A 13,162-nucleotide genomic window follows, 5' to 3' on the forward strand; every position below is an offset into this window, starting at 1 on the left:
TCGTGCATTAAAATAAAACATCTTCTTCATATAAATATTCATAAGATAAATCTATAAATAAAAAGTTGTCATCATCAATCGGGAAAGAAAATGTTCGTACCATTTCTCCCGTTTCAATATCTGCATATAAATCTGAAAGCCTCGCCTTATTCTCAAAACGCATTTTCATGATATTCTCGAGAAAATACGGGCGCCAACTCCAGTTCTTCATATAATAATCCGGCATCACAATCCATTCTCCATCTTTTTTCATAACATTTCCTGATTGTTGGAAACCATCTTCATTACAAATAAATATACGAAAACTACACTGTGATACACTTTGACTAAATTGTAATAACCAATCATTTATATCTTCATTCTTTTTTTGTTTTGATAAAACATCGCCAATGCGATCGCGTAACATCTCTGTTAAATTATAAATTTTTTGTAACTTCTTCTTTTCATGCTGAATAAACTGATGACATTCATTACCTAGTCGCTCTTTCAAAACATTCGTTTCAATAAAATCAGGTAAACATTCTTTCAAATAATTACCTTGATAATATCTTCCGCCGTTCTTCCAAGCATATTGCAGTTGATAAAAAGCATCTATTTCTTCATATAACAAAGTTGCACCAATTCTTCTAGCAAGTAATGATAAAGAATATAAAATATCTTGATAAGATTGTAAAAGTGCTGTTTGCCTTAAGTTCGTTAAATCTACTTTTAAAATATCAGGTGCTAACACGCTAATACGCTCTAAATTACTTGTGCCCGTTCCGACTTTATTAATCGAAATTTGAATACCATATGTACGATAATACATAAGCAAATGATTAAATTGCTCTATATCTTCTTTACATTCATGCTCTGTAATCTCTAAAACAATTTGTTTTAAATTTAAACCTTGTTCTTCATACCTCAATAAAAGTTGAAGCAAGCTTTCATCATCATCATTCATTAATACATTAGCATTCCGATGTATAAATAATAATAATTTTTGATCGCTTTCTAAATAACGATTTAAAGCTTTTTCTACTATAATATTATCCGCTTCCAGTTGAAATTCACTTGGAATCGAATCATCGTGAAAGAAAGAAGCTAAACTTTGTATGCCCTCTTCTGTTTGAATACGTCCTACTACTTCGTATCCAATTACAGTATGCTCATCAGCACTAAAAATAGCTTGATAATAAGGAAGGACTTTATCCAAGTTACTCATTACATCTAATGCATCTATCAACGTGCTTCCCTCCCTTTACTTTTCAAAAATTATAACATGATATTTACGGAAAAATAATAAAAAATCCCTTCAGTTTTCCTGAAGGGATTAGAGGGGTAAAATGCTAAGGGGAATTAGCAATTCTACTATGAAGAAAAAAGAGGTCTTAAATATAACGTATATATGACCTCTTGTAAACACTTTTCTTTCATATGTCACAATTCCGTCACATTTAGCCATAAAAAAATGAATCAAATATTCATTTTTTTATCCCTTTTAAAATGGATATTGATGTAAATGTTGTCCTCCATCCATTGTCATGCAAGTTCCATTTATGTACGCAGCTTCATCTGAACATAAATAATAAGCTAGACCAGCGATTTCTTCTGGCGTACCCAGCCTTCCAAGCGGAACACTTTGTATCGTACGTTTAGCCATTTCTTCTGAAATCCATAATTTATCAGCACCGCCCGTACGTTCAATTGGTCCTGGCGCGATAGCGTTAACTCGTATTCCATATTTACGTCCCCACTCAACAGCGAGCGTCTTCGTCATCGCTAATACTCCTGCCTTCGCTGCAGCCGAATGAATAACTCCTGGACCAGCATCCCATGCATATGTTGCTACCATGTTAATGATATTCCCTTTTATACCTTTTTCAATCCAATATTTTCCGACAGCATGACTACAGTAAAACGTACCGTTTAATACAATATTAATGACTGAATTCCAGCCATTCACAGATAAATCTTCTGCTGGACAAATAAAGTTTCCAGCTGCATTATTTATTAAAACATCAATTCTACCAAACTTCTCATCAATCTGTTCAATCATTTTCTGAATGTCATCCGTATTTCTTACATCCATTTGTACAGGTAATACTTGCCCTGGAAATTGTTCAATTTCCAACTTTGTTTCCTCTAGTTTTTCCTTTGTACGTCCTGTAATAACAACTCGTGCCCCTTCTTTTGCAAAACGAGTCGCCATTCCTTTTCCCATTCCACTCGATCCACCTGTTATAATAACTACCTTTTCTTTCACATACATCCCCTCCAAAAAATGAATACACATTCATTTTATCACTTTATTTAATAGAAATCTTTATATTTTTAAACTTTTCTGATATTTTAGCGTAAAGAACTTTCTTTTTATTCATTTTTTTTCGTAATCTATACTACTTTTTATTATGTAAAGTATATTTTAAATAAACTGAAAGGAGATTTGAGTAGCCTATAAATGGAATGAAAACATTGAGGTATACTCATATTTTTATGAAGCACATTACAAGAAGAAATTTTTTAAAAATTGGTATGCGTACTTGTCTCTATTCATTTATAACCAGTAGCATCGGATACTACTATGCTAAATATATAGAGCCCCATTTCATTTCTTTTACACAGCACACATTAAAATCACAACTCATCCCAAAAAGTTTTCATGGTATGAAAATTCTTCAATTCAGCGATTTACATCTCGGATACTATTTCTCGCTTCAACATTTATCTAAAGTTGTTTCTAAAATTAATGCTGTAAATCCAGATATTGTCCTTTTTACCGGAGATCTCATTGATAATTATCAAACGTATACTGACACTCCTTTCGTTGCATCCATTTTAAAAAATATACAAGCCCCCTTTGGTAAATTCGCTATTTATGGTAACCATGATCACGGTGGATATGGAACTGAATACTATGAGCACATCATGCGTGAATCAGGATTTGAGCTATTGCTCAATAGTGAAAAAAGAATTCATCTAATGGATAATAGTGAAATTTCTATTTTCGGTCTCGATGATATACTATTAGGCAAACCAAAAATAGAGAAAACATTAGAGCATGCACGGCAAAGTACTTATAACATTGTTCTTGTTCACGAACCAGATATCGCGCCCAAAGTTTCTAAATATCCAATCAACTTGCAACTTTCTGGTCATAGTCACGGCGGACAAGTACAAATTCCTTTTTTAGGAGCTATTATTACACCTTCACTCGCCAAAGACTATATTGAAGGCTTCTATACAATTCAGGATTTAACTCTCTATGTCAATCGAGGCCTGGGAAGAACACGTGTCCCATTTCGCTTTATGTCAAAACCTGAAATCACAATTTTCACACTCCAACATTCGTAATAATTCGCCTATTTTCTTACATATCCTTTCTTGTACGCGCTCATCCACGTTTTGTTTACCATATGATAAAAGTGAGTCCAATAAAGGAGGTATGTTCATGTATCCATATTATCAACCAATTCCAGTCCGTTCAGCACCTATTGGTCCAGTAGGCGACTCACGCTTCTTCCCGTTTTTTGGCGTTCCCTTTCTAGCTGGAATTGCTGGTGGATTGCTCGGCGGAGCATTAGCTTTCGGCCCTCGACCATTTTATCCACCTTATCCACCACCTTTCCCGCCGCCAGCACCTTATCCTTGTTACGGTGGACCATGTCAGCAACCATACTATTACTAAGTTAAAATAACGATTCTTTCAAATATTATTCTCTCAACGAGCCATCTCATTACACGCTTATAATAAAACTATTGTTTCTACTCATCCTTCCATTTTTGGAGCATATGAGTAGAAAAAAGTAAAAACCTCTTATTGACATAAGAGGTTTTTACTTTTTTCATTATTCAGCGTCTGTATTTTGATATGCCATCTTAAACAACTTCACTTGGCTATCAATTTCTTCTGTACTACTATTAATAACATAATAGTAATCACCATCTTTATTTTGTTCACGTGTTTTCACATTATCAGCTAATGTAAGCTGTAAAATCGCCTTAATTCGTGCCTTCATTTCAATATCTAATATCGGGAAAGATATTTCCACTCGCTTCTCCATATTTCGCGTCATCAAATCAGCTGAAGATAAATATATTTTCTCCTCCCCATTATGATGGAAATAATAAATACGGCTATGCTCTAAGTATCTTCCAACAACACTAACTACACGAATATTTTCACTTACATTTGGAATGCCAGGTCTTAAACAACATGTCCCTCGAACAATGAGCTCTACCTTTACTCCAGCTTGTGATGCTTCGTACATTTTTTTAATTAATGGTTTATCTGTTAATGAATTCATCTTAGCGATAATATATCCATTTCCATATTGCCTATGATAACGGATTTCTTCATCTATTAAATCTATAAATTGCTCTCTTATATCAAATGGAGCAACCGATAAATGATGAAAATGTGGCTTTGTTGTATAACCACTTAAATAATTAAAGAAATTGGTTGCATCAACCCCAAAGTCTTTTCTTGATGTAATATATCCAAAATCAGTATATAACTTCGCTGTTGCATCATTATAGTTTCCAGTTCCGAGATGTACGAACCTTTCGATTTTTCCGTTTTTTCTTCTTACAACTAATGTAATTTTACTATGTGTTTTCAAGTGACTTACACCGTAAATAACATGACAGCCTGCCTGTTCCAATTCTTTAGCCCAATGAACATTGTTTTCTTCATCAAATCTTGCCTTTAATTCAACTAATACTGTCACTTGTTTTCCCTTTTCAGCCGCTATCTTTAACGCCTGAATAATCGGTGAATCACCACTTACACGATATAACGTTTGTTTAATCGCAAGTACATTCGGATCGTCCGCCGCATCACGGACAAAATCAACTACCGGCTGAAATGATTCAAAAGGATGATGTAATAAAATATCATGCTCAATTGCTTTTTCAAATACATCTTCTTCATCACCTAAATCTTGAGGTGGTTGCGGAATAAGAGCCGGATATACAAGATGTTCATATAAAGGAGCTAGTTTTTTATATAAAGAAAACAAACATGTTAAATCTAATGGACCATCCATTATATATACATCTTCATCTTTTACTTCCAGAACCTCATATAATAACGCTAGTACTCTTTCATCAATGTGTTCTTTCCCAACTTCTAAACGAACAGCAGCCCCCCACTTACGCTTTTTTAATTCTTTTTCAATTACCTTTAATAAATCTCTCGCACCTTCTTCATGAATCGTTAAATCTGCATTGCGTGTAATACGGAAACGAGTAACAGATGATACTGTATATCCCGTAAATAATTTATGAGTAAAGCTACTAATTACGTCTTCTAATAAAATAAATTTATGCTTTTGCCCTTCGCTCGGTAAAATTATGAAGCGCTCAAGTAATGAAGGAACTTGCACAATTCCTAACTTCGTCCTGTTTTCCTCTTCCGCTTGCTTCTCATCATATAAAAGAGTAGCCAAATTCAAACTTTTGTTTAATAACATTGGAAATGGGCGATATGCATCAATAGCTACAGGAGTTAACACCGGAAAAATTTGCTCATCAAAATACTCTTCTATAAATTCTCGCTGCTCTTTCGTCAAATCATTGAATGTTAAACGTTCAATTCCCTCTAACTCAAGCGCTGGTAATACATAATTTTTAAATGTATCATATTGTACTGTCATTAGTGCATGGGCTTTTATCGCAATTTTATTTAATTGCTTTTTTGGTGTTAAGCCAGCTTTATTTTCTGGCTGATTAAATCCAGCACTCACTTGATCCTTTAATCCCGCTACACGTACCATAAAAAATTCATCTAAATTCGAACTAAAAATACTAATAAATTTCAATCTTTCCAAAAGTGGATTATTTGCATCTTGCGCTTCTTGTAAGACACGTTCATTAAATGCTAACCAACTTAACTCTCGATTATTGTAATAAGCTGTATCATTTAAATTTACTGCATTCCCCTTCAATAATTCCATTCTCTTCACACTTCCCCTTGAAACTTTTTCACTATAATTTAGTTACTTTTATTTTAGTAAATTACAATATTATAAAGTGTAAATTTTTTGTAAAGACATCCGTACAACCTAATGTTTTAGTTCGAATAACAAGTTAATATTCGTTTTTAACACTCTTTCTAACTGTTTTTTTTGTTTTTCAGCCTGCACTTTTTCCGCTAATGCCGATTGTTCACATAAAGCTTTAAATGTTAATCCTTCTTCGTTTTCTGTTATAGATATGGTATCAATAAGCGATCGTTGCCTTACATTTAAAGTAGCTGAAAATTGTAAAACAGCTCCTAACAGGCGGATTTTTTTTTGTTCGCTTTTATCAAACCAACCTTCAAATGGAGATAAATGTTGTTTAAATAACATTTTTGATTTATACGATGCAATAAGCGCTAGCCTTACTCGATCTTTATGCATCATGCCATCAATTGTCTTATTCGCTAATAAATAAAACGTATGTAAACGACTTGCTTCTTCGTCTATATATTTGCCTATATTAAATACTTTCGCTGCTTGATGGAACACTTCCCAGTCTTTTACTGACATAGAAATAAGCCCTATTTCCTCAAGTTGTTTGCAAATTAGTCTTCCATGTTTAATAAGCTGAATAACAAATTCCATGTCCATTTCGTATTCATGTGATAGTAAATGCAGACTTTCTTCAACTACGTTCGGATAATATGAAATCCCCAAATCTTTTGTCAACTCTTCATAGAAAACACCTTCTCTTAACCCTTTTCTACTTAATACAAATGCCGGTGCCTCTATAACATTAACAAGTGTATGAAATACTTCAACCGCTGGAATAATCGTATCTGCTCGATCTTTTGCCAATCCTTCCAATTTCTGAAGTTCTATGTACGACAATTTTTCCAATTCATCTTTTACACTTTCAATATCTTCTTCTTTCATCTTGTATAAATGTAATCCTGCTATAGGATAGCATATTAAATTTTGATGGATTTTCACTAAGTTCCTAGCACTACCACCAATTGCAATAAGAGGCAATTTCTTATTGATTAACCATGGTAACGTTCGAAATTGAAACTCTAAATACTGTTGCATTCCCTCTAACTCATCTTTAGTAGGAATATCCCCTTTAATAAATTGTTGCTTTAAAGAAAGCGCCCCAAATGGAAAACTATGGTACTCTAAAATCTCTCTATTTCTAAAGTATGTAACTTCTGTACTTCCCCCGCCGATATCTACCGTTATTCCTTCTGAAAACGATGTAGAATTCATAACCGCCAAGTATCCGTAACGCGCTTCCTCATACTCTGATAATACTCTAAGAGTAAAGTCCGTTTGTCCTTCAACAAGCTTTTTAATTTCCTCTTGATTCTCCGACTGTCTAATTGTTGCTGTTGCAACACAAAGTACATGATGCAACTGATGGAATCTTGTACTTTCTTGAAATTGAAATAATGTCTGTAATAATACTTCTATTCCCTCTTCATTCAACACACCATCAATTAAGTAATCCCTTAACCTAGCAACAACTTTCGTATTTTCAATCTCTTTATAAAAACCTCCATTTTGCTTTTCATAAATAACTAAACGCATTGTATTAGATCCAATATCTATAATGGCATACTGTTGTTTTAATATTTCTTTCAAACTTCTCACTCTTTCATTATCAAATTTCAAAAACATATTCTATTACTATTATACAAAATAGTTGTTTTTTGTAACAATATTGCTTTAATATTGAAAATATATACAATCACTTTTTGCGTATAATAAATACCTATTTTATTTATGGTATAATAATGAAAAATTGAAAGGAGATTCAATATGAAACCTTCACAACCACAATCTCAATTACAAAACCAACATTCTATTAATCGACTAGCTCAATCTATTTTCGTTGTGAATCGTCATGCTAAAGCAGCTACTAATCCTAAATATTTATACTGGTTAAAAAAGACAGCTTTAGAACGTTTGATTGCTGAAAAAAAAGCAATTAAAGAAGGATTACATTTTTCTAGAAACCCACGTTTTAGCCAACAACAATCTGATGTCCTTATACGTTTAGGCGATTATTTTTTCCACATCCCTCCTACGAAAGAAGATTTTCGAATTCTACCGCATCTTGGTCATCTTGAATCCTCCTATCGAAATCCGAAAACAACCTTATCTTTAACAGTGGCAAAAAAAACAATTCAAGATTATATTGGTCCTGAAGCATTAAAACAAGAAAAAAAATTAAGTGAACCTGTTCCATGGTATAGTCGTACTTATACAAAAAAATAAAACAGTTTGGCCAAGTGTAGGCCAAACTGTTTTATTTTTTCTCTTCTTTAATTTTAATATTTGCTTGTTTATAAAAAGCTACTTTTTCTGTATTATAAGACTTTGTGAATTCATTAAATTTATCTTTTTCTGACTCAATATCCTTATAAGATTGATTTACTACTTTTACTTTTTCACTAATATCTTTTAATTTAGTACCTTTATCTTGTAACATTGTATATAACTCTTTTTCTTGTTTTAAAGATTTGTCATAGCTGTCATACATTTTATTAAATGAATCGTGTCGTTTCTCATACGTGCTTTTCACTTTATCAGCTTGATCTTTCAATTTCTTATCTTCAATTTTCTTCACATACTTATCAGCTGACTTCACTTCTTCTTGCGCTTTATTTAAAACTTCTTTTTCTTTTGCAAGCACTTTTTCTCGTTCAGTTGTATTTTTCACTGCTTGATTCAGTTTTTCTTTAACAGTTTGATTATTATCTTTTCCTTCTTGAACAATCTGGTTATATAATTCTTGTCCTTCTTTCTCTAAAGTCTCAAGTTTTTTTGCATCTTCAAACATTGTTTTTTCTTGTTTAGCAGCGTTTTCAAACGCTACATATAATTCTTCTTCTGGTTTCGGACCGAAACAACCGGCTAATAAAATCATTGATAATGCAGTTACAATTGCTAATTTACTATATTTCAACATCTCTTCCTCCTACTTATAAATGACCATCGTGTAATATAAAAAAGTTATAAAATATGTAATTGTTCTATACACTCGCATCTTTTTTACGAAGATCATTAATATTGTTTGTACAAATTATTACTTGATATTACATTATTCTTTTTGAATTATTTAGCAATTCCATATCCATCTTTAAGTATACTACTTCGTGTTTTTTAAGGCCTGTTCACACTATGTATTACTTTAATGTCCACGGAATTTCACCTCAGTCTTAATAAGACTATAATAGTTCACCTGATAAAAGGTGATCGCTCCGCTCTCACGTCTATCATTCCCTTTCCAGCTTTCTATCAATTAATCTCTTTGTTCATTTTACACAGTACAATCGATATCTCGCAACAACTTACAAATATTCTTTTCATTTCCTAAAAAGGAAAAGTGTAGAGCTTGCTTTCCTCTACACTTTTAAAATAAAACACACTGTGCAAATTGCATTGACACTACCATCATAATTATATGCTTATTTCATATATTTTTAAAGACTTTTATTACAAACATGGCGTTTTTTTGTAATAAAAGTCAAAAAAATGTTACAAATAAAACATCTTCCTATCATATATCTTCAAATCAAAGCTTCACTCATTTTCTTGCAAATTTCTATACTGGTACAATTGATTTTGCGACTTTCTCAACAGTTCTTCAAACGTTTTTCCTTCTACTGGATAGCTAGCTGCTCCAAATAAAAGAGTGACACTGAGTAAATCACCTTCTATTTCACTTTCAATATTTTTCATTAATCGTTTTGTTATTGTTGATGTTTCATGACCATTATCAATTGCTACAATAACGTACTTATTTTCATCCCACTTTGTAACAACATCGCCCTTCCGAATTGTCTTTACAATGGTACTCTCTAATTTTTGTACTAATACTCCCAACTTTTTTTCTTGCAACGTGTCTTTTAATCCTTCCCATTCTTTTACAGAAAGAATGTACACTGTAATATTACGAGAATCTCTTTCAGATAAAGCAGCTACTTTCCCAAAAAAATCAACAACAAAATCATTGCTTGCCATTCCTCCTACTTCCATACCCATACGCTCGTTCGCTCTTTTATCGTACCAATGTCCAAAATAATAACTTAGTATCATTTGCAATATATAAATAATAAAGACGGTATAAAATGATCGTGAATCCAGTTTTGCAATTACATCCTGAAGTGCAATCCATTCTGTAACTGCCACAGTATTGCCAAGCAATAATCCACTAATTTTCCCTTTATGTTTCATACTTTTCCCCCTTTTATACCAATATATGTTTCTATATCAATAATGTTTTTCTACAAAATAAAAAATGTACATATGCAATGTACATTTCTGCTTAAGCTTGTATACCTTTTCTACTCTATTTCATATATATAATATAACTTTTATAGAAAGGAGTAATCTATATGCTACAAAAAGAGAATCTATCAGATGCTATGCGTTTACTAGCTGGTTTTCTATTATCATTAAAATTATTATTTACCTCTTTCGGCATACACTTTATTACAAACGATCAAATCGACGCTATTGTTAATGTTGTTTCATTTTTATTTATTCTATACTTTGGCTACAAAAATAACTATGTAGGAAAAAAAGGAATAGAGCAAAAGAAAATACTCAAAAAACACAACCTTCACTAAAAAAGGAACCTTTTGTACAGGTTCCTTTTTATCATTGACGCACAACAACTTCATTTGTTTGCAGTGGGCCATATGATATCTCTTTATCTTGAAATGTATATGTAGCCTGAAAGAATGTTTGTTTAAGAGCTTTATCTTTATTAGCTTTTATTTTACAACGTAGTTCCACCTTCTCATTCGGTAACAAATCATCAATTCGCCATCTAACAAGCTGGAATAAAAACTCACTTATCCCCTTATCAACTTTTAAAGAATTAGGAATATAAGCAAAGTAATCTCGAATCATATGACTTACAACAACTCTCGAAATCATTTCTACCCCTTTATTTTCCACTTCAATTCGCATAATAAGTATGTCGTTTACATCGTAGGTCAATTCATACGAAAACTGTTCTGTATACATACTACCAATTTGTAATGTAACGGCTACTTGAGGAAATTCGTTTTCCTTTTTCGATCCGTCAATCCACAATACTGGTTGTAGCGGTATTGAATACTTTCCTGTATCCGAAATTCGTCCCCATATTTTCATAATATATATTCACCTCATTTCAGATGTAACATACACACAATGAATTCCCCAAATCACTAAAGCTTGCTACAAGCAATGTTTAATATTTCTCTTCCTTTTATCCTATTCGACAATATGAAGAAAAAACCATTTTTCATCTATTAACAGAAGGTGTTCTTTATGAAATTTTTTTACAATTTACTTCATTTCCTTTATAGCAATATTCAGTATGGCTCACTCGTTCTCTACTCATACGAAAGAATATTTTGACGGAAGAAAAAGTTTGCCTTATAGTCAAATTTGACTATAATATTCTTTATGGCATATCAGTGCACTTATGGAAAAGGAATTAAAATCAACTATACATTTAAAATTTTTTATCCACTGCACTCAAAACTTAATATAGTTTACTTATTTCTAAAGGAGGGTTATATTTGGAAACTCAACCATTAAAAAAAGACGCCAACAAGACAAAATTTGTTGTTGCTGGTTTACTGCTTGGTATATTAATGGCCGCAATGGATAATACAATCGTTGCAACCGCAATGGCAACAATCGTTGGAGACCTAGGAGGATTTGATAAGTTTGTTTGGGTCACATCAGCTTATATGGTAGCAACAATGGCAGGGATGCCTATCTTCGGGAAACTTTCTGATATGTACGGGCGGAAACGTTTTTATATTGGCGGCCTCATTCTTTTCTTATTCGGTTCTGCTCTTTGCGGAACAGCTTCAAGTATTGAGCAATTAAGTATTTATAGAGCTATTCAAGGTATCGGTGGTGGTGCCCTTATGCCTATCGCCTTCACAATTATGTATGATATCTTCCCACCAGAAAAACGCGGGAAGATGACAGGACTATTCGGTGCTGTTTTTGGGACATCTAGTGTATTCGGTCCTTTATTAGGTGCTTATATTACTGACTATATAAGTTGGCATTGGGTCTTCTATATTAATATTCCATTAGGACTTATCTCCTTTTTCTTCATTACTAAATACTACAGTGAGTCTCTAGAATTTAGAAAACAAAAAATTGATTGGGCTGGTGCTATTACACTTGTCATAAGTATCGTTTGCTTAATGTTCGCATTAGAACTTGGTGGTAAGGAATATGCCTGGAATTCCACTGTAATTATTGGCTTATTTACAACAGTATTTATTACGCTTATTATTTTCTTCTTTGTAGAACGAAAAGCAACCGAGCCTATTATTTCGTTCCATCTATTTAAAAAACCTTTATTCGCAGCTAGCCAAGGAGTTGCCTTTTTCTATGGTGCCGCTTTTATTATCTGTACAGTTTATATTCCAATCTTCATTCAAGGCGTTCTTGGAGGTTCCGCCTCTAATGCTGGATTAATTTTAACACCAATGATGGTTGGTTCTGTAATTGGAAGTCAAACAGGAGGACAATTAGCTTCTCGAACAAGCTATCGTAACATTATGATGGTATCTGGTGTCTTCTTCGTTCTTGGTATTTATTTATTAAGTACTTTAACAATGGACACACCTCGTTTACTCGTAACACTATTTATGATTCTCGCTGGGCTTGGTGTTGGTTTCTCATTCTCAGTATTAAGTATGTCTTCTATTCACAAGTTGGAAATGCGGGACCGTGGTTCGGCGACATCAACAAACTCATTCTTCCGATCACTCGGTATGACTCTTGGTGTAACGATTTTCGGTACAATTCAAAATCATATTTTTACAGATAAACTAAACTCTGTATTTCCCCCTGAACTAGCAAAATTAGCTCCAAAAGGCGGAGACACAAGTTTCTTATTATCACCAGGCGCTACCGCAAAAATTCCTGCTGAAATATTAGCGGGTATTAAAGAAGCTCTCGCTACATCTATTGCGAATACATTCTTCTGGGCACTCATCCCGGCTGTACTAAGTATTATTTGTATTTTACTTATGGGAAATGAACGCCTCTTTACAGGCCCTAAAAAGAAAGAAAAACAAAAGCAAGTTAGTTAATATAAAAAAGAAGCGGCATATTCCTTTATGAAAAAGGATATGCCGTTTATAATATGTATAAAGTGAAACTTTAATCAGTGGGGGGTGTTCATCCCCCAC

General features: G+C 33.0%; 12 protein-coding genes. 5 read left to right on the top strand and 7 right to left on the bottom strand.

Features of this window, described 5'->3' with window-relative positions; all coding sequences use genetic code 11:
* Window positions 1-7: 7 nt before the first annotated feature.
* Window positions 8-1,225: an EAL domain-containing protein gene (locus tag ACS2CR_RS13655; RefSeq protein WP_000564306.1), complete on the bottom strand. Its 1,218-nt coding sequence runs from the start codon at window positions 1,223-1,225 to the stop codon at window positions 8-10.
* A 255-nt stretch (window positions 1,226-1,480) separates the two neighbouring features.
* Window positions 1,481-2,245, bottom strand: coding sequence for a 2,4-dienoyl-CoA reductase (gene fadH / locus ACS2CR_RS13660; RefSeq protein WP_000660913.1), 765 nt, complete (start codon window positions 2,243-2,245; stop codon window positions 1,481-1,483).
* A 230-nt stretch (window positions 2,246-2,475) separates the two neighbouring features.
* On the opposite strand from fadH, the gene ACS2CR_RS13665 reads away from it, so the two are divergent.
* Both ACS2CR_RS13665 and ACS2CR_RS13670 read left to right on the top strand, forming a co-directional pair.
* Window positions 2,476-3,333 carry a metallophosphoesterase gene (locus tag ACS2CR_RS13665; protein WP_033667426.1) on the top strand — a complete coding sequence of 286 codons (858 nt, stop codon included), beginning with the start codon at window positions 2,476-2,478 and terminating at the stop codon, window positions 3,331-3,333.
* Between the two features lie 97 nt (window positions 3,334-3,430).
* Window positions 3,431-3,667, top strand: coding sequence for a hypothetical protein (locus tag ACS2CR_RS13670; protein WP_000283738.1), 237 nt, complete (start codon window positions 3,431-3,433; stop codon window positions 3,665-3,667).
* Between the two features lie 160 nt (window positions 3,668-3,827).
* On the opposite strand, the gene ACS2CR_RS13675 is transcribed toward ACS2CR_RS13670, so the two are convergent.
* Window positions 3,828-5,936 (bottom strand): polyphosphate kinase, encoded by a 2,109-nt coding sequence (locus tag ACS2CR_RS13675; RefSeq protein ID WP_000421677.1) that lies wholly within the window; start codon window positions 5,934-5,936, stop codon window positions 3,828-3,830.
* A gap of 108 nt (window positions 5,937-6,044) precedes the next feature.
* The gene (locus ACS2CR_RS13680; protein ID WP_153602498.1) at window positions 6,045-7,619 is read right to left on the bottom strand and encodes a Ppx/GppA family phosphatase; all 1,575 of its coding nucleotides are present in this window, start codon (window positions 7,617-7,619) and stop codon (window positions 6,045-6,047) included.
* A 141-nt stretch (window positions 7,620-7,760) separates the two neighbouring features.
* Between ACS2CR_RS13680 and ACS2CR_RS13685 the strand changes: the two genes are divergently transcribed.
* Window positions 7,761-8,219, top strand: coding sequence for a YkyB family protein (locus tag ACS2CR_RS13685; protein WP_000804862.1), 459 nt, complete (start codon window positions 7,761-7,763; stop codon window positions 8,217-8,219).
* Window positions 8,220-8,250: 31 nt separating this feature from the next.
* Here the strand turns inward: ACS2CR_RS13685 and ACS2CR_RS13690 are convergent, their stop codons facing one another.
* Window positions 8,251-8,913 (bottom strand): YkyA family protein, encoded by a 663-nt coding sequence (locus ACS2CR_RS13690; protein ID WP_000922482.1) that lies wholly within the window; start codon window positions 8,911-8,913, stop codon window positions 8,251-8,253.
* Window positions 8,914-9,527: 614 nt separating this feature from the next.
* On the bottom strand, window positions 9,528-10,181 hold the full coding sequence (locus tag ACS2CR_RS13695) for a diguanylate cyclase domain-containing protein (RefSeq protein ID WP_000680811.1): 654 nt from the start codon (window positions 10,179-10,181) through the stop codon (window positions 9,528-9,530).
* 161 nt (window positions 10,182-10,342) lie between these two features.
* On the opposite strand from ACS2CR_RS13695, the gene ACS2CR_RS13700 reads away from it, so the two are divergent.
* Window positions 10,343-10,576, top strand: a complete 234-nt coding sequence (locus ACS2CR_RS13700; protein ID WP_000939446.1) for an SPP1 phage holin family protein — start codon at window positions 10,343-10,345, stop codon at window positions 10,574-10,576.
* Between the two features lie 31 nt (window positions 10,577-10,607).
* On the opposite strand, the gene ACS2CR_RS13705 is transcribed toward ACS2CR_RS13700, so the two are convergent.
* Complete coding sequence (locus tag ACS2CR_RS13705) at window positions 10,608-11,108, bottom strand: hypothetical protein (protein ID WP_000708120.1); 501 nt, start codon at window positions 11,106-11,108, stop codon at window positions 10,608-10,610.
* 413 nt (window positions 11,109-11,521) lie between these two features.
* Here ACS2CR_RS13705 and ACS2CR_RS13710 point away from each other — a divergent pair, with 413 nt between their 5' ends.
* A complete protein-coding gene (locus ACS2CR_RS13710; protein WP_000449898.1) occupies window positions 11,522-13,063 on the top strand; it encodes an MDR family MFS transporter in 1,542 nt (513 codons plus the stop codon).
* Window positions 13,064-13,162 lie beyond the last annotated feature (99 nt).

Origin of the sequence: Bacillus cereus group sp. BceL291, assembly GCF_051776705.1 — a bacterium.
GTDB lineage: Bacteria > Bacillota > Bacilli > Bacillales > Bacillaceae_G > Bacillus_A > Bacillus_A cereus.

Excerpts from the sequence above, each read along its gene's own strand:
- ACS2CR_RS13665 (WP_033667426.1), top strand. The coding sequence starts at position 2,476 with ATGAAGCACATTACAAGAAGAAATTTTTTAAAAATTGGTATGCGTACT.
- ACS2CR_RS13680 (WP_153602498.1), bottom strand. The coding sequence starts at position 7,619 with ATGTTTTTGAAATTTGATAATGAAAGAGTGAGAAGTTTGAAAGAAATA.
- ACS2CR_RS13705 (WP_000708120.1), bottom strand. The coding sequence starts at position 11,108 with ATGAAAATATGGGGACGAATTTCGGATACAGGAAAGTATTCAATACCG.
- ACS2CR_RS13675 (WP_000421677.1), bottom strand. The coding sequence starts at position 5,936 with ATGGAATTATTGAAGGGGAATGCAGTAAATTTAAATGATACAGCTTAT.
- ACS2CR_RS13700 (WP_000939446.1), top strand. The coding sequence starts at position 10,343 with ATGCTACAAAAAGAGAATCTATCAGATGCTATGCGTTTACTAGCTGGT.
- ACS2CR_RS13685 (WP_000804862.1), top strand. The coding sequence starts at position 7,761 with ATGAAACCTTCACAACCACAATCTCAATTACAAAACCAACATTCTATT.
- ACS2CR_RS13695 (WP_000680811.1), bottom strand. The coding sequence starts at position 10,181 with ATGAAACATAAAGGGAAAATTAGTGGATTATTGCTTGGCAATACTGTG.
- ACS2CR_RS13670 (WP_000283738.1), top strand. The coding sequence starts at position 3,431 with ATGTATCCATATTATCAACCAATTCCAGTCCGTTCAGCACCTATTGGT.
- ACS2CR_RS13690 (WP_000922482.1), bottom strand. The coding sequence starts at position 8,913 with ATGTTGAAATATAGTAAATTAGCAATTGTAACTGCATTATCAATGATT.